The organism is Nitratidesulfovibrio termitidis HI1 (genome assembly GCF_000504305.1).
GTDB classification, from domain to species: Bacteria; Desulfobacterota; Desulfovibrionia; order Desulfovibrionales; family Desulfovibrionaceae; genus Cupidesulfovibrio; species Cupidesulfovibrio termitidis.
Genome location: NZ_KI632512.1, coordinates 1,887,345 through 1,907,270, shown reverse-complemented (window position 1 = coordinate 1,907,270; position 19,926 = coordinate 1,887,345). Strand labels below are relative to the sequence as shown.

The 19,926-nt window shown below is 67.5% G+C and carries 15 protein-coding genes and 1 riboswitch; of the genes, 10 read left to right on the top strand and 5 right to left on the bottom strand.

Features of this window, described 5'->3' with window-relative positions:
- The first annotated feature begins 58 nt into the window (after positions 1–58).
- Positions 59–1,138 carry a ribosome small subunit-dependent GTPase A gene (rsgA, locus tag DESTE_RS07800; RefSeq protein ID WP_035066633.1) on the top strand — a complete coding sequence of 360 codons (1,080 nt, stop codon included), beginning with the start codon at positions 59–61 and terminating at the stop codon, positions 1,136–1,138.
- A gap of 139 nt (positions 1,139–1,277) precedes the next feature.
- Here rsgA and DESTE_RS07795 read toward each other — a convergent pair whose 3' ends face one another.
- Together DESTE_RS07795 and DESTE_RS07790 are read right to left on the bottom strand one after the other, a co-directional pair.
- On the bottom strand, positions 1,278–2,987 hold the full coding sequence (locus DESTE_RS07795; RefSeq protein ID WP_035066631.1) for a glutamine--tRNA ligase/YqeY domain fusion protein: 1,710 nt from the start codon (positions 2,985–2,987) through the stop codon (positions 1,278–1,280).
- A gap of 122 nt (positions 2,988–3,109) precedes the next feature.
- Positions 3,110–5,341 (bottom strand): molybdopterin-containing oxidoreductase family protein, encoded by a 2,232-nt coding sequence (locus DESTE_RS07790; protein WP_245590775.1) that lies wholly within the window; start codon positions 5,339–5,341, stop codon positions 3,110–3,112.
- 273 nt (positions 5,342–5,614) lie between these two features.
- On the opposite strand from DESTE_RS07790, the gene DESTE_RS07785 reads away from it, so the two are divergent.
- The 7 genes from DESTE_RS07785 (at position 5,615) to DESTE_RS07755 (ending at position 13,942) form a co-directional block, all read left to right on the top strand.
- Positions 5,615–6,502 (top strand): branched-chain amino acid ABC transporter permease, encoded by an 888-nt coding sequence (locus DESTE_RS07785; RefSeq protein WP_035066625.1) that lies wholly within the window; start codon positions 5,615–5,617, stop codon positions 6,500–6,502.
- Positions 6,499–7,566, top strand: a complete 1,068-nt coding sequence (locus tag DESTE_RS07780; protein ID WP_051384372.1) for a branched-chain amino acid ABC transporter permease — start codon at positions 6,499–6,501, stop codon at positions 7,564–7,566. Before DESTE_RS07785 ends, DESTE_RS07780 begins: the two co-directional genes overlap by 4 nt.
- Positions 7,563–8,342: an ABC transporter ATP-binding protein gene (locus DESTE_RS07775; protein ID WP_035066623.1), complete on the top strand. Its 780-nt coding sequence runs from the start codon at positions 7,563–7,565 to the stop codon at positions 8,340–8,342. Before DESTE_RS07780 ends, DESTE_RS07775 begins: the two co-directional genes overlap by 4 nt.
- On the top strand, positions 8,335–9,177 hold the full coding sequence (locus tag DESTE_RS07770; RefSeq protein WP_035066621.1) for an ABC transporter ATP-binding protein: 843 nt from the start codon (positions 8,335–8,337) through the stop codon (positions 9,175–9,177). The genes DESTE_RS07775 and DESTE_RS07770 overlap by 8 nt, the downstream gene beginning before the upstream one ends.
- Positions 9,177–9,941, top strand: coding sequence for a GntR family transcriptional regulator (locus DESTE_RS07765; protein WP_035066618.1), 765 nt, complete (start codon positions 9,177–9,179; stop codon positions 9,939–9,941). Before DESTE_RS07770 ends, DESTE_RS07765 begins: the two co-directional genes overlap by 1 nt.
- A gap of 102 nt (positions 9,942–10,043) precedes the next feature.
- Complete coding sequence (locus tag DESTE_RS07760; RefSeq protein ID WP_051384371.1) at positions 10,044–11,261, top strand: ABC transporter substrate-binding protein; 1,218 nt, start codon at positions 10,044–10,046, stop codon at positions 11,259–11,261.
- Between the two features lie 344 nt (positions 11,262–11,605).
- A complete protein-coding gene (locus DESTE_RS07755; protein ID WP_245590774.1) occupies positions 11,606–13,942 on the top strand; it encodes a GGDEF domain-containing protein in 2,337 nt (778 codons plus the stop codon).
- On the opposite strand, the gene DESTE_RS07750 is transcribed toward DESTE_RS07755, so the two are convergent.
- The 3 genes from DESTE_RS07750 to DESTE_RS07740 form a co-directional block, all read right to left on the bottom strand.
- Positions 13,929–14,288, bottom strand: a complete 360-nt coding sequence (locus DESTE_RS07750) for a DMT family protein (RefSeq protein ID WP_035066616.1) — start codon at positions 14,286–14,288, stop codon at positions 13,929–13,931. The genes DESTE_RS07755 and DESTE_RS07750 overlap by 14 nt on opposite strands.
- 421 nt (positions 14,289–14,709) lie before the next feature.
- Positions 14,710–15,159, bottom strand: coding sequence for a hypothetical protein (locus DESTE_RS07745; RefSeq protein WP_035066614.1), 450 nt, complete (start codon positions 15,157–15,159; stop codon positions 14,710–14,712).
- A 436-nt stretch (positions 15,160–15,595) separates the two neighbouring features.
- Complete coding sequence (locus tag DESTE_RS07740; RefSeq protein WP_035066611.1) at positions 15,596–16,423, bottom strand: flagellin; 828 nt, start codon at positions 16,421–16,423, stop codon at positions 15,596–15,598.
- Between the two features lie 355 nt (positions 16,424–16,778).
- Positions 16,779–17,001: riboswitch (cobalamin riboswitch) on the top strand.
- A 169-nt stretch (positions 17,002–17,170) separates the two neighbouring features.
- Here DESTE_RS07740 and DESTE_RS07735 point away from each other — a divergent pair.
- Both DESTE_RS07735 and DESTE_RS07730 read left to right on the top strand, forming a co-directional pair.
- A complete protein-coding gene (locus DESTE_RS07735; RefSeq protein ID WP_035066608.1) occupies positions 17,171–19,285 on the top strand; it encodes a ribonucleoside triphosphate reductase in 2,115 nt (704 codons plus the stop codon).
- Positions 19,286–19,427: 142 nt separating this feature from the next.
- Positions 19,428–19,769, top strand: a complete 342-nt coding sequence (locus tag DESTE_RS07730; protein WP_035066606.1) for a hypothetical protein — start codon at positions 19,428–19,430, stop codon at positions 19,767–19,769.
- Positions 19,770–19,926 lie beyond the last annotated feature (157 nt).

Genomic DNA, 19,926 nt, shown 5'->3' with positions numbered 1-19,926 from the left:
GGCAGATGCCCGGTCCTTCATGAGATATGGCATGAGATATGGCACGAGGTATACCATCATGTTGCAATCATGGGGTTTCGACCCGTGGTTTGCCGCGCACGCGGCGGAAATGGTTATGGAAGGTTGCGGCGTTGCCCGGGTTTGCGCAGTGGACCGGGGGGCGTACCGCATACGGGGCGAAGGAGGCGAGGTTCCGGCGGAACTGGCGGGCAGGCTTGCCTACCACACGGACAATCCCGCCGACCTGCCGTGCGTGGGGGACTGGGTGACGGCGCAGTGGCACAGCGACGGAACGGCGGCCATCATCCACCGGGTGTTCCCGCGCCGGACCGTGCTGCGGCGCAAGGCGGCGGGCGATGGCTGCGGTGTGCAGATGATTGCGGCGAACATCGACACGGCGTTCATCGTGCAGTCGTGTCACTACGACTTCAACCCCGGCAGGCTGGAACGCTATCTGGTCATGCTGGAGGACGGAGGCGTGGAACCCGTGGTGGTGCTGACCAAGACGGACCTCGTCACGCCGGACGACCTCGCGAACCTGCTGGCTGTGGTGGCCGCCGTCACGCCTGCGCGGGTGATCGCACTCAGCAGCGTGACCGGGGCCGGTCTGGATGTGCTGCGCCAGGCGCTTGTACCGGGCAGGACCTATTGCCTGCTCGGTTCGTCGGGCGTGGGCAAGACGACCCTGCTCAACCAGCTGACAAGCGGGCAGGCCGGGGCGCGGACAGGGGACGGGCATGCACATGCCACGCGTGCTGTGAGCGCCACCGGCGAAGGCACCCACACCACCACTCGTCGCCAGCTCACCATGCTGGACGGCGGATCGCTGGTAGTGGACACGCCGGGCATGCGCGAGGTGGGCACCGTGGCCGCAGCGGACGGCGTGGACGCAGGCTTTGCGGACATCGCCCTGCTGGCGGGCGCATGCCGCTATGCCGACTGTCGCCACGAACGCGAGGCGGGCTGCGCCGTGCGGGCCGCCGTGGACCGTGGCGAACTGTCCGCCACGCATTACCGCAACTACCTGAAGCTGCGCAAAGAAGCCGAGTTCAGCGAACTATCGCAGCTCGACCGGCGCAGAAAGGACAAGGCTTTCGGCAAGATGGTGAAGTCGGTCAAGAAACACATGGGATACTGAGGCGTTCCTGCTTCTGTCTCTCTCTTTCTATTGATGAGTAGAGCAGGCAGGTAGCCTCGTTCGCCCCAAAGCAGAAACACCCCGGCGGGAGCTATCCCGCCGGGGTGTCGTGCATTCTTCTGTCTTCAGTCGGCGCTGTTTACGCGCCTTCCTTCTTCTCGATCTTGGCCCAGCTGTCGCGCAGGCCCACGGTGCGGTTGAACACCGGCTTGCCGGGGGTGCCGTCCTTGTCGGCGCAGAAGTAGCCGATGCGCTCGAACTGCACGCGGGTGCCGGGGGCCACGTCGGCCAGGGCCGGTTCCAGCATGGCGGTGACGGTCTTCAACGAATCAGGGTTCAGGTAGTCCACGAAGGTCTTGCCGTCTTCCGCCGCGTTGGGGTTTTCCACGCTGAACAGGTGCTCGTACAGGCGCACTTCCGCGTGCAGGGCATGCGCGGCAGACACCCAGTGGATGGTGCCCTTCACCTTGCGCCCGTCCTGCGACCAGCCGCCCTTGGTGGCCGGGTCGTAGGTGCAGCGCAGTTCCGTGATGTTGCCGTCCGCGTCCTTCACCACCTCGCGGCAGGTGATGTAGTAGGCGTAGCGCAGCCGCACCTCCGCGCCGGGGGCCAGGCGGTGGTACTTCTTGGGCGGGTCTTCGCGGAAGTCGTCGCGCTCGATGTACAGCACCTTCGAGAAGGGCACCGTGCGCGACCCGTGCGACGTGTCTTCCGGGTGGTAGGGCATGTCGAAGGTTTCCACCTGGTCGTCGGGGTAGTTCTCGATGACGACCTTGATGGGGTCCAGCACGCCCATCACGCGCGGGGCCACGGCGTTCAGGTGTTCGCGCATGCAGAATTCCAGCAACGAGAAATCCACCACCGAATCGGCCTTGGCCACGCCGATGCGCGCGCAGAAGTCCTGCAATGCTTCCGGCGTTACGCCCCGGCGGCGCAGCCCGCTGATGGTGGGCATGCGCGGGTCGTCCCAGCCGTTCACGTAGCCGCCTTCCACAAGCTGGATCAGCTTGCGCTTGGACAGCACGGTGTAGGTCAGGTTCAGCCGGGCAAATTCCAGCTGCTGCGGGTGGTAGATGCCTAGGGTATCCAGCGTCCAGTCGTACAGTTCGCGGTTGTTCACGAACTCCAGCGTGCAGACGGAATGGGTGATGCCCTCGATGGAATCCGAGATGCAGTGCGTGTAGTCGTACATCGGGTAGATGCACCACGTATCGCCGGTGCGGTGGTGATGGGCATGGCGGATGCGGTACAGCGTGGGGTCGCGCATGACCACGTTGGGAGAGGCCATGTCGATCCTGGCGCGCAGCACGTGTTCGCCGTCCTTGAACTCGCCCGCGCGCATGCGCCGGAACAGGTCCAGGTTTTCCTCCACGCTGCGGTTGCGGTAGGGGCTTTCCTTGCCGGGGGCGGTAAGCGTGCCGCGATGTTCGCGAATTTCGTCCGCAGACAGGCTGTCAACGTAGGCCTTGCCCGCAAGGATCAGCTGTTCCGCGTACTGGTAGAGCTGCTCGAAATAGTTGGAGGCGTAGAACTCGCGGTCTTCCCAGTCGCCGCCAAGCCACTTCACGTCCTCGCGGATGGAATCCACGTATTCCTGGCTTTCCTTCAGCGGGTTGGTGTCGTCGAAGCGCAGGTTGCACTTGCCGCCGAATTCCCGCGCCACCCCGAAGTTGAGGCAGATGGACTTGGCGTGCCCGATGTGCAGGTAGCCGTTGGGTTCCGGGGGAAAGCGGGTGTGCACCCGGCTGTCGAAGCGGCCATTGGCGTTGTCCGCCGTAATCAGCGCGCGGATGAAATCGAGACCCGGCTCGGCCTTGCGGTCGGGCTCGCTGGCGTTGTGATCGCTCATGATCGTGCGTTCCTGCTGGGGGTTTTCCGGCGGCCGTTCAGGCGGTCCGTCCGGGACGCAAAGAAAGATGCGGCAGGATACGGGAAGTGGTGTGCCCGGTCAATTCGGGCGAATCCGGGGGGCTACGCGGGTTCGATGCGGCAAAGCCCGCACTTCAGCGGTTCCGCGCCGCTGTCCGGGTCGAAGTGGTCGTGCCCGTACAGCAGGTTGGCGCAGCTTTCGCGCCAGCCGTGGTCTGGTCCGGGCCGTTCGGGAAACCACCAGCCGTGGTCGGCCTGCACCACGTCGGGCGGCAGGCCGTCGTCGGCGGAGGCAACAAAGCGGGCCTGCCCGTAGGGGGAGACCACCCGCACCGCGTCGCCGTCGGCAAGGCCGAGGCGGGCCAGTGCATCAGGGTGCACGGCCACGCGGGGTTCCGGGCGCAGACGGCGCAAGGTTTCGATTTGCCGTCCTTCGGAATGAAAGAAGGGCAGCACCTTGCAGCCGGACATGAGGATGAACGGGTATGCGGCGGCCACGTCCGGCGCGGAAACCGGCGACAGGGGCGGCTCCACGTACACGGGCAGGGGCGGGCGGCCTGCACCGGCCATGACGGAGCTGACCAGTTCCACCTTGCCGCTGGGCGTGGGAAAGCCGTCCGTCTCGTGCTTGCGATAGCGCATGGGGCCGAGCACCAGCCCCTTTTCCGCAAAGGCGCGAAAATCCATGCCGGAAGGTTCCAGCAGCCAGTTCAGGTAGGCGTTCCAGTCTGGCCAGGGAAAGGCCTCGTCCAGGCCCAGGCGGTGGGCCAGGTCCAGCATCACGGCACGGTCGTCGCGGGCCTCGCCGGAATGCGGGCCATGGGCCAGCCTGCGCCGGGGCATCACGCACCACAACTTGTGGAAATAGACCACGTCGTCCTGTTCCAGCCAGTGGGCGGCGGGCAGCACCAGGTCGGCCAGTTGGGCCGTGGGCGTCATGAAGAAGTCGGAGACCACGCTGAACTCCACGTGGTCGCGCAGGGCGGCCTCCACCACGTCGCCCCTTGTGGCGGTAAGCATGGGGTTGGTGCCCACCAGCCACACTGTGCGGGGGCGGTACGGTTCGCCGCTGACGCAGGCGTCCCAGAACGTGGGCTGGTGGCAGCCGGGGCAGAAGGGAAAGCGCCCCGCGCCGATCATGCGGGCCTTCTGCTCCGGCGACAGCAGGTGCATGCCCAGCACCTTCTTGTTCTCCAGCGGCGACTTGCAGCGGATGTCCGGTGGGGGCACCCAGTGCACCATGCCGCCCGGCACGTCGAGGTTGCCGGTAACGGCCATGAGCAGCAGCAGGGCGCGCCCGGTCTGGAAGGCGTTGACGCTGGTGTCGATGCCGTTGCCCCACAGCAGGCTGGCGGGCTTTACGGTGGCCAGCGCACGGGCGGCGGTGATGATGTCCTGCGCGGGCACGCGGGTGATAGGTGCGGCCCACTCCGGCGAAAAGGCGCGTACGTGCTCGCCCAGTTCGGCAAAGCCGGTACAGTGGCGCGCCACGAAGTCCGCATCGTGCAGCCCCTCGCCGATGATCACGTGCAGCAGGGCCAGCACCAGCGCGCATTCCGTGCCGGGGCGCAGTTGCAGATGGCGGGTGGCCGCGCGCGCTGTGGAGGTGCGGCGCGGGTCGGCCACGATGACCTGTTCCGCCCCGCGCAGGGCACGGCGCATCATGGCCCCGCACATGCCGTCGGCGGCCCCGGTTTCCATGGCGTTGGCCCCGAACACCAGCATGCAGCGCGGCATGGTCCCGCCGTGGCCGTACACGTCGGCCACGGGCATCCAGCCCATGGTGATGGACGAGGCGATCACGCGCGGCAAAAAGCAGTTGTGCCCCGGCGAGACGAAGTTGGGCGACCCCAGCGCATGGACGAACCGCCCGGTGAATTCGGTGTACGGGCGGCCCGTGCCCTGGCACAGCGCGATGTATTCCGGCCCGGATTCGCGCCGTACCCGGTCGAAGGTGGAGGCCATGAGGGTAAGCGCCGCCTCCCAGCTTATCTCCTTCCACTGGTCTGCCCCGCGTGGCCCGGTGCGCAGCAGGGGGCGGCGCACCCGGTCGGGGTGGGTGATGAACTGCGGCCCCGCCGCGCCCTTGGGGCAGATGTAGCCCCGGCTGGTGGGGCTGTCCGGATCGCCGGTGACGCGCACCGGATTGCCCGCATCATCCAGATGCACCAGCACCTGGCAGACGCCGTGGCACCCGCGGCACGAGGTGCGCACCACGCGCGGGGCAAGGCGGAGTGTGGGGCGGGAAGGAGTGCGGGGCGCCGTGGACGAATCTGGGGATGATCCGGGTGACTGTCCGGGGGACAAGCGGGGGGAATGTCTGGCTGGAGACATGGGCGGCTCCCTGGCGGTTGGAACCTTTGGGAACGACGGTGCCTGCGCTGACGTGGCGGGAAGGCCGCAGTGCCAGCATCGGGCACGCCGTATGCGGGCGGAATGCTGCTTTCTGTGTCTCCGTATTGGAACGGCATGTCAATGTGCGCGCGGGAAGCGCAGGATTGACCCATCTTCGTACTTTGTATACGGTATGCAACGGCTGCCGCGCCCGTGTGCGCGGCGCTTTTCGCTTCGGCCCACGCCGCCCCCCCCCAACCGGACCACACCTTCATGCCGCCAGACGCCATCAACGCCCTTGCACAGTACACCCTCAGCGGGCTGACCACCGGGTCGGTCTACGCGCTGCTGGCGCTGGGCTACAGCCTCATCTTCAATGCCACGGGCATCGTCAACTTTACCCAGGGCGACTTTCTGAGCCTTGGCGGGCTGGTCCTGTATAGCCTGCTGGTCAGCCAGGGGTTGCCCATCTTCGCGGCCTTTCCCGCCACCATCCTGCTCGTGGCCGTGGCGGGCGGGCTGGTGGAGCGGGTGTGCCTGCGCCCGGCCCGCAGCCGGCAGATGATCATCCTGATCTTCATCACCATGGCCGCCTCCACGCTGATGCGCGGCCTGATGAAGCAGGGCTGGGGCAAGCTGCCGCTGGCCCTGCCGCCCCTGTCGCCCGAGGTGCCCTTTCGCCTGCTGGGCGCGGTGCTGACCCCGCAGAACCTGTGGGTGATGGGCATGACCCTGTGCGGCATCGCGGCGCTGGCCTGGTTCTTTCGCGCCACGGTGACCGGCAAGGCCATGCGCGCCGCCGCGGCAGACCCGCGCACCGCACGGCTGATGGGGGTTGAGGTGGAACGGCTGACCACGCTGTCCTTCGCCTTTGCCGGGGCACTGGGGGCGCTTGGGGGCATGCTCATCACGCCCATCACGTCCCTTTCGTACGACATCGGCCTGATGCTGGGGCTGAAGGGCTTTGCCGCCGCGGTGCTCGGCGGCTACGGCAGCTTTGCCGGGGCCGTGGCGGGCGGGGTGTTGCTGGGCCTGTTCGAAAGCTACGGCGCGGGCTACGTGACCAGCGCCTACCGCGACGTGCTGGTGTTCGGCCTGCTCATCCTCGTATTGTTCGTGCGGCCTCAGGGGCTGTTCGGCGCCACCGGGAGGCGCGCATGACCGCTCCCGTCTCCGCTCCCTCTTCCGTCCCTTCTTCGGGGTCCGCACCCGTGACGGGCCGCCATCCGCTGTTCACCGCGCCCGCCCGCCGTTTCATGCGGGGCTGGCTGGCCCTTGCCGTGGCCGTGGCCCTGCTGCCGCTGGCCCTGCGTTCCGGCTATCAGTTCACCGTGCTCAACGTGGTGGCGGTGAACCTTATCGTGGTTACCGGGCTGAACCTGCTGATGGGCTACGCCGGGCAGATCAGCTACGGCCACGCCGCGTTCTTCGGCATGGGGGCCTACGGCAGCGCCATTCTTTCCTCTACCTACGGGGTGGGCCCGTGGCTGGCCATGGGCGTTTCCGCCTGCGGGGTGGCCATGGCCGCCGCCGTGGTTGGGGTGCCCACGCTGCGGCTGAAGGGCAACTATCTGGTCATGGCCACGCTGGGCTTCAACCTCATCGTGGACGTGATTCTGGTGCAGTGGAGCGACGTCACCGGGGGTTCCAGCGGCTTCGTGGGCGTGCCGCCGCTGGCCGTGGCGGGCCTTTCGTTCGACACCGACCGTTCGTTCTACTGGCTGGCCTGGGGCGTGGCGCTGCTGCTGCTCATCCCCGCGCGCAACCTTGTGCATTCGCCTGTGGGCCGCGCCCTGCGGGCCATCCACGACTCCGAGCCGGGGGCGGAAGCCTGCGGCGTGCCCACGGCCAGCTACAAGGTGCAGGTGTTCGTGCTGTCCGCGGTGTTCGCCTCGCTGGCCGGGTCGCTGCATGCGCATTATCTGGGCATCGTGGCGCCCAAGACCTTCGACATCTTCAAGTCTGTGGAGTTCGTGACCATGTGCCTCATCGGCGGCATGGGTTCGCTGTGGGGCGGGCTGGCGGGTGCGCTGCTGCTGACCGTGCTGCCTCAGATGCTGGGCGTGTTCGAGGAACACCACGACCTGATCTTTGGCGCGATCCTGCTGTTCATGCTCATCTTCATGCCGCGCGGGGTGTCGCCCTGGCTGCGCGATGTGTTGCAGAAGGGCAGGAGGAACGGCACGCCGCCCGGTGTCGGCGGAAGCGGGGAGGCCCGGCCATGACCCTGCTCGCGGTACGCGACCTTTCCGTGGCCTTCGGCGGTATCCGCGCGCTGGACGCGGCCAGCTTCACGGCGCAGGCCGGGGCCATCACCGCGCTCATCGGTCCCAACGGCGCGGGCAAGACCACCCTGGTCAACTGCGTTACCGGCATGGTGCGGCCCGACTCCGGCAACGTGACCCTTGACGGGCGGGACATCACCGGCATGGCGGCCCACCGCCTGCCGGGCCTGGGCCTTGCCCGCACCTTCCAGCACCTGCGGGTGTTCGGTTCCATGAGCCTGCTGGAAAACGTCATGGTGGGGCTGCACGGCCACGTGCGTACCGGCATGCTTTCCAGCATGCTGCGCCTGCCCGGCGTGCGCCGCACCGAACGGGCCATGCGCGACGCGGCCATGCAGGCACTGGATTTCACCGGGCTGTCCGGCAGGGCCGACGAGGCCGCCGGGCTTTTGCCCTACGGCGACCAGAAGCGTCTGGTGCTGGCCCGCGCCCTGGTGGGCAACCCGCGCATGATCCTGCTGGACGAGCCGGTGGCGGGGCTGAACCCGGCGGAAACCCACGAGATGGGCGGGCTGATTCTGGCCCTGCGTGAACGCGGGGTGGCCGTGCTGCTCATCGAGCACGACATGTCGCTGGTCATGCGCGTGAGCGACGCCGTGGTGGTGCTGTGCTCCGGCGCCAAGATCGCCGAGGGCGCCCCCGGCGAGGTGAAACGCAACCCCGAAGTGGTCAACGCCTACCTTGGCGGGGGCGAGGAGTTCGGCCTGCATGCTTGAGCTGCGCGACGTGTCCTTTTCCTACGGCGGCGCGAAGGTGCTGTTCGACGTGTCCCTTGCGGTGGGCGCGGGCGAGGCAGTGTGCCTGCTGGGCATGAACGGCGCGGGCAAGACCACGCTGCTGTCGCTCATCAGCGGCCTTGCGCGCCCGGCGTCCGGGTCCATCCTGCTGGACGACGCGCCGCTGCCGTCGCGTCCGGCGGGCATCGTGGCCGCAGGGGTGGTGCAGGTGCCCGAAGGGCGGCGGGTGTTCGCCCAGCTTTCGGTGCGCGAGAATCTGGAGATGGGCGCGTACCTGCGCCTGAAGAAGGGGGGCCGCGCAGAACGCGCCGCCGTGGCCGACGACCTTGCCCGCATGCTGGACCTGTTTCCGGTGCTGGGCGAACGCATCGGCCAACCGGCGGGCAACCTTTCCGGCGGCGAACAGCAAATGCTGGCCATGGGCCGCGCCCTGATGGCCCGCCCCCGCCTGTTGTTGCTGGACGAACCCAGCCTGGGCCTTGCGCCCAAGGTGACGGCGGCCATCTTCCGGGTGGTGCGCGACCTTCCCTCCATGGGCTGCTCGGTGCTGCTGGTGGAACAGAACGCGCTGGGCGCGCTGGCCATCTGCAACCGGGGGTACATCATCACCAGCGGGCAGATCCGGTTTTCCGGCATTTCCGCCGACATACTTTCCGACGAGTTGCTGCGCGAGGCGTTCCTTGGACCCGTCAATGGAGACGACGGGGGCGAGGCCGGGGCAACGTCCGGGACGGCACCCGGGGTGGCAAAAGACATGCAGGACGGCATGCGGGACGACCCACGGCGCGGCAGCGCCACGCAGGAGGGCAACTGATGGCGAGACTGGTCAAGCAGTCGCTGGGGCAGGAAGTGACGCGCATGCTCAAGCGCATGATCATCGACGGCGAGCTGGAGCCCGGCCAGCGGCTGGTGGAGGACCGCCTGGCGGCGGAACTGGGCATCAGTCGCACCCCCCTGCGCGAGGCCCTGCACCGGCTGGAGCAGGAGGGCCTGTTGCAGAAGCGTTCCGCCGGTGGCTACGTGTTGCGCCCCTTCGATGCCGAAGAGGTGGAAGAGGCGGTGCAGGTGCGCGCCCTGCTGGAATCCCGCGTGGCCGCGCTGGCCGCGCGCCGCGCCACTCCGGACCAGATGGAGGCCCTGCGCGCCAACCTGGCGGCCTTTCGCCAGGCGGCGGCCACGGGCGACGTGGCCCGGCTGGCCGAATTGAATACCGCATTCCACCTGCTGCTGCGGGCGGCGGGCGGTTCCCTGCTGCTGGCCCGCCTGCTGGACGAGATCGAAGGGGTGGTGGAGCGCATCATCCGGGCGCTGGTGCCCCTGCGAGAGGCCGGGGAATGGTCGGACCACGACCACGCCCGCATCGTGGCCGCCGTGGTGGCGGGCGATGCCGATGCTGCCGCAGAGGCCATGCGCGCCCATGTGCTGCACGGGGGCGAGGCGGTGCTGGACACCCTGCGCCAGCCAGATGGTGGGCCGGATGGCGTAAAAGACGGCAGGCCCGATGGTGCGGCGGATGCCACTCCGGGCAACGCGCCCGCGCGGCGTCCGTCCGGCAAGGCCGCATCGAAACGGTCATGAACTTTTCGCGCCAGCCCGGCGCCGCGGTGGCTGCGGCACCGGCACGGCGCGCAACCACGCCCCATGCGCCGCCCCCTGCGCCGTGTGGGAGAGGAGATTCGCATGGACTTCGCATCCCTGGTACGCGCGGCATGCCGATTGGGCGTGGCCGCACTGGCAGTTCCGGCGTTGCTGCTGGGCGCGGGCCTGCCCGCCACCACCGCGCAGGCTGCCGACCCGGTGAAGATCGGCGCGTTCTTCGCCCTGTCCGGCCCCACCGCGCCCGTGGGCACTCCCACCAAGCTGGTGGCCCAGATGTTCGTGGACAAGGTGAACAAGGAAGGCGGCATCAATGGCCGCCCCATCGAACTGGTATTGGGCGACACGGAGGGTGACCCCACCAAGGCGGTGCTGACCTTCAAGCGTTTCGTCAGCGAGGAAAAGGTGGTTGCCGTCATCGGTCCCACCCGCACCGACGAGGGCATGGCCGTGAAGCGCCAGATAGAGTCCGCGGGCATTCCCACGGTGATGACCGTGGGCGGCGACCCGGTGATCATGGAAGGCAAGCTGGGCAACATGGACTTCGGCACTGCCCGCCACGTCTTCAAGTCGCCCCAGCGGTCATCCACGGCTGTGCGCAAGGTGCTGGGCTACCTGAAGAAGCATGACCTGACCAAGGTGGCCCTGCTGCTTTCGGGCGACAACTTCGGGCAGGACGGCGAGCGCTGGCTGCGCTCGCTGGCCCCGGAATACGGCATCGAGATCGTGGGCACCGAGCAGTTCAAGCCCACCGACGTGGACATGAAGACCCAGCTTACCGCGCTGGCGGGCAAGGGCCCGCAGGCGGTGATCTGCTGGACCATCGGACCCGCCGGGGCGCTGGTGTCCAAGAACCACCATGCCCTTGGCCTGACCATGCCCCTGCTGCAGTGCCACGGCCTGCCCGACCCGGCCTACATCAAGCTGGCGGGCGAAGCGTCCGAGGGCGACCTGATGCCCGCCACCAAGCTGATGACCTGGGAAGCCCTGCCCGACAGCGACCCGCAGAAGAAGGTCATCGCCGAGTTCGTGCGCCTGTACCGCGACGAGTACAAGTACGACGCGCAGTACCCCATCAACACCCACTCCGGCTATGCATGGGACGCCCTGTTGCTGCTGGTGGAGGCCATGCGCAAGGTGGGTACAGAACCTGCGAAGGTGCGTGACGCGCTGGAAGCCACCAAGGGCCTGGTGGGGGTAAGCGGCGTGTTCACCCTTGGCCCGCAGGACCACAACGGCCTGGGCGAGGATTCCATGGTCATGTTGCAGGTGAAGGGTGGCAAGTTCGTGATGGTCGAATAGGGCAGCCGCCCGGCGGCATGCACCGTCATGCGACACCACGGCGCGCGGGAGGGCAAACCCTTCCCGCGCGTTTTTTATCTGGTATCCCGTGCGGCCAGCCAGCCTGCGGGACTCCGGAAAATCGCCCCGTTGTCGGACGGATGGCGGGTGCATGCCGGACCGTTGCCGGAGCCAGGGCCCGGCTGCCGCCATTCTAACGGGTTTGCGCATATTCTCCGGAATGGGCATAGAATGCCAGACCAGAGGGAGGGCGGTACATGGTGCGCGGCAACAGGCGACAGGCCCCTGGAACGTCGGCGACGGCGGATGCCGGGACGGATCGGAGCGAAGGGGGGCGAAAGCCCTTGCGTGGCCGCCATGCCTCTTCGGTCGGCCAGCCCGATGCGCCCGATGCGCCCGATGCTTCCGGTGCGCACAAGGTTTTCAATTCCGCGGCTTCTCCCGCTTCCCCAGCGCCCTCCGCATCTTCCGTATCCCCCGAATCTTCGGCTGTCCCCTTTTTCGCGGCATCATCTGGCCTGTCCGGGGGTGAGCCCGGCGGGCCGAACCCGTCGGGCGGGCAAGCCTGCGACCCTCCGGCGTCACTGGCCTTTGGCGTCTCGCTGTACGAGCAGTTGTTCCGGTACCATTCGGCGGTGATGCTGCTGGTGGACGCGGTAACGGGCTGCATCATCGAAGGCAACCCGGCGGCCTCCGTCTTTTACGGCTATCCGGATGGGGCGCTGTGCGGCATGTCCGTCAACGCCATCGGCACCCTGGAACCGGAAGAGCAGGCGCTGCGGCTGGCCGACCTGCGCGAGGGGCGGCTGTCGCGCTTCACTTCGCGCCACCGCCTGGCCTCGGGCGAGGTGCGCGACGTAGAAGTGCATGCCGTGCCGGTGCGCCTGTTCGAACGCACCCTGCTGTACACCATCATCCACGACATCACCGACCGGGTCCGTGCCGAGGAAGCCCTGCGCCGCAGCGAGCAGCATCTGGAAATGGTCATGGACGGCGCGGGCATCGGCAGCTTCAGCTGGCACGCGCCCACCGACGAGGTGGGCTGCGATGCCCGCTGGGGCGAGGTCCTGGGGCTTGGCCGGGTGGGGTGCGCGCCCATGATGGAATCGTGGCGCAACCTGGTGCATCCGGACGATCTGCCGGGGCTGGAACGGGCGCGGCGACGGAATCTTTCCGGGTTCACGCCGCGTTACGAGTCGGAATACCGCGTGCAGGGTGCGGACGGCGCGTGGCGCTGGATTCAGGAAACCGGCCGGGTGGTGGAACGCGGCGGCGACGGCCTGCCCCTGCGGGTGGCGGGCATCGTGCGCGACGTGTCCGTCCGGCGGCGCGCGGAAGAAGACCGGCGGCGGCTGTTCAACCTGTCGCCGGACCTGATGTGCGTGGGCGGCATGGATGGCTACTTTCGCGAACTGAACCCCGCCTGGCAGGAGGTGCTGGGCTGGTCCAGGGAAGAGTTGCTGGACCGCCCCTGGGTGGCGCTGGTGCACCCCGACGACCGGTACGACACCATGCAGGGGCTGGACATCTTGCGCGAGCGCGGCGTGATCACCAACGTGGAGAATCGCTACCTGTGCCGTGACGGCTCGTGGCGCTGGATATCCTGGAATTCCGCCTTCGTGCCGGAACAGGGGCTGATCTACGGCGTGGGGCGTGACATCACGGCGCTGCGGCGCATGGTGGAAGAGTTGCGCACCAGCGAGGCGCGCCTGCGGGCCATGGCGGCCACGGTGCCGGGGGTGGTGCTGCAATGGCGCGAGGTGCCGGGTGACCGGCAGTTCACCTACGTCAGCCCGCGCAGCCACGAGATACTGGGTGTGCCCCCCGAACGGTTGTTGCAGGACTGGCGGGCCTTGCCGGTGTACCCGGCGGACCGCACGGTGTGGGAACTTTCGCTGCGCGATGCCGTGGAGCGGCGCGGGGACTGGACGTTCGAAGGGCGGCTGGTGCTGCCCGGCGGCGAGGTGCGCTGGTGGCGGGGCGAGGCCAGGCCCGTGCATGCCGGGCAGTCCGGCTTGGCGGAACTGCCGGAGGAATCGGGCATCGTCTATTGCGGCATCATCACCGACACCACCGAGCATCGCGAGGCGCAGGAACGGCTGCGCCAGCTGGCCACCACGGACGGGCTGACCGGGCTGGCCAATCGCAGGCGTTTCATGGAGGCGCTGGAGCACGAGGTGCAGCGCCACCGTCGTTACGGCACGCCCCTGGCCCTGATTTCCATCGACGTGGACCGGTTCAAGCGGGTCAACGACACCTGGGGCCATGCGGTGGGTGACGAGGTGCTTCGTTCGCTGGCCACCATCTGCCGGGCAGAGGTGCGCGACGTGGATACCGTGGGGCGTATCGGCGGCGAGGAATTCGCCGTGCTGCTGCCTGACACCGCACCGGAAGAAGCCATGGCCGTGGCGGAACGGCTGCGGGCGGGCGTGCAGGCCGCACCGTTGCTGACCGCCGCCGGGCCGATCTCCGTCACCCTGAGCCTGGGCGTGTCCGCAAGCCCTCCGTGCGACGGGGCCGATACCCTGCTGCGCGAGGCGGACAGGGCGCTCTACCGGGCCAAGGCGGGTGGCCGCAACCGGGTGGAGCAGGCCAGCAGGCCGTCGGGCGACCTGCCCGGTGAATTGTCGGGCGCCAGCGGCACGGGCGACGACGCCGATACCCTGCTCACCATTCCTTGAAGATGAAGAACGTGGCCACCACGATCAGCCCGAATCCCACGAGATAGTTCCACTTCAGCGGCTCTCCCAGATAGAGCACCGAGAAGACCAGAAACACGGAGAGCGAAACGATCTCCTGGATGGTCTTCAGCTCTGCCGCGTTGAAATGGCCGTACCCTGCGCGGTTGGCGGGCACCTGAAGACAGTATTCGAAGAAGGCGATGCCCCAGCTCACCAGAATGACCACCATGAGCGGGCTGGCCTTGAACTTCAGGTGGCCGTACCAGGCGAAGGTCATGAACACGTTGGAAAGCAGCAGCAGGCCGACGGTGACCACCGGCACGGGCAGGGCAAAGGGGACGGGCATGGGGGGCTCCGGTTTGGAGTGTGCGGCGGGATGCGGCAGGCCATGACGGACGGTGGCGGTCCGGACGGTCCAGACGGTACGGACGGGGACGGACTGGGGGCGGATTGAGGGCAATGGGGGCAATGGGCGCGACGGGGCGTGACGGGGACATGCGACGCGTTGCGCCTCGTTGGTCCGCCGCCTTTTCGCACGGTGCGCGGCGGCAGGCAAGTCGTGGAGGTGGTGGGGCCGGGCCAGGAATGCAAGGAACGGAGGCTGGGCGGCAACCACATGTCGACAACCTTCTGGCCGAGCCTGACGACGGCGGAGAACCCGCCGCAGGCGTCTGCAACGATGCGGGGCCGCCGACCGGTGAAGGTCGACGGCCCCTGTCCGTCGTCAACATGCGCCGCCGCGTACGGGCGGGCGGCGCGTCCGGATGCTATTGGGCGGGAGCGGGCGGTACGGGACGGTCGTTGTTGCGGTCGTCCTTGCGGTCCCCGTGCTGGTCGCGCCGGTCTTCACGATGGTCGCGACGATCATCCTTGCGGCCCTCGCGGCGTTCCATGTTCTGATCGTGACGTTCACGACGGTCGCCGCGATGTTCCATACGCTCTTCACGCCGTTCATCCTTGCGTTCCATGCGCTCTTCGCGGCGGTCATCGCGGTGCTTCATGTTCTCTTCGCGCCGGTCATCCCTGCGTTCCATACCGTCCTGGCGGTGGTCCTGCCTATGGTCCTGCCGGTCGTCCCTGCGCTCCTTGCGCAGGTCGGGGCGGCCATCGGCGGGCGCGGCGTCGTCTGCCAGAGCGGGCAGAGCGGACAGAGCGGGCAGGGCAACGGCGGCGGCAAGCACAAGCGAGGCGAACAGGGAGGTCGTTTTTTGCAACATGGCGGTTCTCCTTCATGAAAACCGAGGGTTGGCTCCGCGGGTGCGGGGGCCGGAGTCTGTGAACTGGCGTTCCCGCGTGCTTGCGGCAGTGTCCGGAAGGAACAACGGGTACGCACGTGCCGGGCACACCGGCACGTCGAGGCGCATATCGCGCCGAACCCGCACGAAGTCAACGCTGGCGGGCCACAAGTTACATTTCGTAACATCCCGTAGCGGGGCAGCAACGGACAACGGCGGAGTTGTCTGGAATATCAAGGAAGTTTGCGATGGGTGGCGCGCACGGCAGGGGCGGCGCCGAACGGGCCGTGTTTCCGGGGTGAGTGCTGCCTCCGCGAAGAAGAGGCGGTTGTGAGGAAGAACGCACCGTGGAGCCGTACGGCCGCGTATTGTCCGTACGGAGGCCGGATGGCGTGGCGGGCGGGGCGGCGGATCGCCCTCAGGCCTCTTCGTCGGTGATGGTCCCGGTTTCGCGCAGCAGCAGGTCCAGCACCAGTTCTTCCAGCGAACGGCTTTCGTTGGATTTGGCACGCGTGGCGGCGGCGGTGTCCATGATGTCCGCCTGCGAGGCCAGCGATGACGCCTGGCTGTCCAGCAGCGTGGAACGCCCCGCATAATTGGACGATATGGTGCTCAGGGTGGTGATGTACCCGCTCAGGGTGGTGACCATGGTGGTGGCCTTGCCCACGGTGTCGATCTGGGTGCTGGTGAAGGCGTTCTTGTAGGAGGACAGGTCGGTCAGGGCCAGGTTGAAGCTGCCGGTGCCGGACTGGATTTCGATGGCGCCGGAACCGCCGGACACGGTGACCCGGTCGTCGCTGCTCCAGGCCGAACCGTCCAGCAGGGCGATGCCGTTGTACGAGGTGGAGGCCACGGTCTGGGTGATCTGCGAGGCCAGCGAATTGTACTCTGCCTGCACCGATGCGTAGGTCATGGTGCCGTTGGAAACGCCGGTGGCCAGTTCCTTCATGCGGGTAAGGGCGGCATTCAGCGTGGTCACGCCCGTGTTGGCCAGGTCCATGATGGATTTGGCCTCGGACACGTTGCTGGACGCCTGGCGCAGCATGCCTGCGTCGGCCCGCAGGCGTCCGCTGAGCGCGGCGGCGGTGGGGTCCGTGACCTTGCGGGTCTGGCTTTCGGTCAGCAGCATGTCGCGCAGCGACTTGCCGACGGACCCGCCCATGAACAGCGAATTGGTCAGCATGCCCTGCTGCATGAGTTGCAGCGAATATTCCACCAGCATGGTGTTCAGCGACTTGTCGGCCACGACCGCTCCCCGGCGCGCGATGCACTACGCCTCATGTCGCTTATCGGCGGGTTTTGGGCAGGCTTTAGGGTGAATCTTGCACTGGTCACCGTTTCGTGCGCGGGCGCACTTTTCGACAGGCAGGCCAGGGACAGGCCAGGGACAGGCCAGGTGGGGTGGGGTCGGGCAGGGCGGCTGGTCAGGCTGGCCGCTTTTTTTCCGCCTAGGGCGGCAAGGCCTGCGGGCTGCGGCTGTGCCATTCGGGGGGCCTGGCAGCGAGTTTGACTGTTGAACCCGCCCCCCCGTTTTGCTACATGCTGGGGCATTGGCGACGTGTGCCGCACGGCCACGCCGCCCCCACGAAAAACAGCCACGAAGATTTCCTAGGATCTCCGGCAAAGGGAATCCGGTGCGACACCGGAGCGGTCCCGCCGCTGTGATCCCCGCGCGCATGGCGCGCAACGTCCGCCCCGGCCCGGGCATGAAGCCTCCCCTTCATCCCGCCGCCGCAGCGCCACTGGCGCCGGGTTCCGCCCGCGCCGGGAAGGCGGGTCGGACGGGGGAAAGCCAGAAGACCTGGCCGGAGCGCTTCTTGCCGCCACGGGCACGCGGATGCCCGCAACGGACTCAAGAAGATTCACGGAACACGCCGCGCGCCGGGGGACGTTACCGACGTATCCCCGCGACGCGCCCTACCACGGGCGGCCCGCCGCCGTGCGCCTTTGGCGCGCGGAATTCCGTCGGCCCGCCGTCCGGGAGCCATTGCCCATGCCCCAACATATTCGCAAGCGCGACGGCCGCGTGGAAACCTGGTCCGTGGACCGGGTGGGACACGCCATCAACAAGGCCCTGAAGGCCAGCGGCATCAAGGATCCCCTGCTGGGCAAACGTCTGGCGCAGCGGGTGGAAGCCAAGCTCGACGGCGTGGACATGCCCGAGCAGGAGCAGGTGCAGGACCTTGTGCAGCGCGTGCTGATGGAAGCCCGCCTGTACGCCGTGGCCGAGCGGTACATCATCTACCGCGAAAAGCGCCGCGAAATGCGCAGCCAGAACGAGGCCTACCTTGACGTGGCCCGGATGATTGAAAGCTACCTCGACCGGTCCGACTGGCGCGTCAACGAAAACTCCAACATGGGGCATTCGTTCCAGGGGCTCATCCTGCACATGGCGGGTTCGGTTCAGGCACGCTACGTGCTGGAAAAGTACCCCGAGGAAATCCGCCTGGCCCACACCCACGGCTATTTCCACATCCACGACCTGTCCTTTGGCCTGGCCGGGTACTGCGCGGGTTGGAGCCTGCGCGACCTGTTGCTGGAAGGCTTCAACCTGAAGGGCCGCTGCTGCGCGTCCCCGGCGCGTCACTTCGACGCGGCCTGCGGGCAGATCGTCAACTTTCTCGGCACGCTGCAAAACGAATGGGCGGGCGCGCAGGCGTTCAACAACATCGATACCTACCTTGCCCCGTTCATCCGCCACGACAAGCTGACCTACGACGAGGTCAAGCAGGGCGTGCAGAAGCTGGTGTACAACCTGAACACCACCTCGCGCTGGGGCGGGCAGAGCCCGTTCACCAACTTTACCCTGGACATGGCCCCGCCCAGGCACATCGCCAATGAGCCGGTGATCATCGGCGGTGAGTTCCAGGATTCCACCTACGGCGACTATGCCGCAGAGATGGACATGTTCAACCGGGCGTTCATAGAGGTGATGCTGGAAGGCGACGCCGACGGGCGCATCTTCTCCTTCCCCATCCCCACCTACAACGTCACCCCCGACTTTCCGTGGGACACCGACACCGGCAAGATGCTGCTGCGCATGACGGCCAAGTACGGCGCGCCCTATTTCCAGAATTTCATCAACTCGGACCTCAACCCCGAGGACGTGCGCTCCATGTGCTGCCGCCTGCAGATGGACCTGCGCGAAATCCGCAAGCGCACCGGCGGCCTGTTCGGCTCGGGCGACCTGACCGGTTCCATCGGCGTGGTCACCCTGAACCTGCCCAAGTTCGCGTACCTGGCCCAGGGCGAGGAAGACTTCCTGGACATGATCACCGAGTACGCGGAAATGGCCCGCGACGCCCTGGAATACAAGCGCAAGCTGTGCACCCAGATGCTGGACGCGGGCATGTTCCCGTTCTCGCGCCGCTACCTCAAGAATGGCTACGCGGGCCACTTCTCCACCATCGGGCTCATCGGCGGGCACGAGGCCTGCCTGAACCTTCTGGGCAAGGGCATCGAGACCGAGGCCGGGCTGCGCCTGATGAAGCGCGTGCTGCACCACCTGCGCGAACTGACCGTGCGTTTCCAGGAAGAAACCGGGCACATGTACAACCTTGAAGCCACGCCCGGCGAAGGCACCTGCTACCGCCTTGCGCGCATCGACCGCGCCCTGTACGAAGACATTGCGACCTCCGGCGGCGAGACGCCGTACTACACCAACTCCACCCTGCTGCCCGTGGGCTTCACCGAAGACGTGTTCGCCGCGCTGGAGCACCAGAACGAGTTGCAGACCCTGTACAACGGCGGCACGGTGTTCCACTCCTTCCTCGGCGAGGCAGCGCCCGACGAGGCCTCGGTGAAGAACTACCTGCTGAAGGCCATGCAGAAGACGCGCATCCCGTACATCTCGGTCACCCCCACCTTCTCGGTGTGCCAGACCCACGGCTACCTGCGCGGCGAGCACATGAACTGCCCCGAATGCGGCGAAGAGGCGGAAGTGTACACCCGTGTGGTGGGCTACTACCGCCCGGTCAGCCGCTGGAACCTCGGCAAGCAGCAGGAATACAAGGAACGCGTGGAATACGGCATGGGCTCGTTCTGCGATTGCGGCGCGCCCGCGACCGAAGTGGATACGAAGCTGCCGGAGCCTGCCGTAGCCGACTAGCATGAAATGACCGGCGCCGCGCGGTGTTCCCTTAGTATGGAGCCGCGCGGCAACATGACCAGTCATGTACAGTCATGGACAACTATGTCCGACCATGTCCTGACCCGAACCCGGAACCGCCCACGGTTCCACCCCTGACCCCGTGATCCTGAACGCCACCCAGCTTGAAGCCATCCGCCAGCGCAACGACGAGGAACTGCGTCGGGGCGCGCACGCCACGCCGGGCTATCCGGCGCACACCGTGCGCGACCTGTTGCAGACCGTGGACGCGCTGAAGAAGGAAAAGAAGAAGTGGCAACGCCTGGCGCAGGAGCGCGGCCAGGCCCTGGATACGGTGCGCGAGGTGCTGGACACGGTGCGTCCCGCCGAGGGGCGCAACGGCAACGGGCATGCCGGACCGGGAACCCGCGACCGCGACGCAGAGCCGGACGCCCGGCAGCCCCTTGTGGGACCGGACGGCGGGGATGCCCCCCTGCGGGAATGATCCGCACGGACCATCATGGGCGCATGGAATGAAGAACTGACCGCCCGGCATGCCTCACGCATGTCGGGCGGTTTTGCGTCCGGCGCGGGGTGAGGCAGAGCGCGTGGCTTCAACGCGCTGCAACGTTGCGCGCGGTGAGCATACGGTCATGAATGGG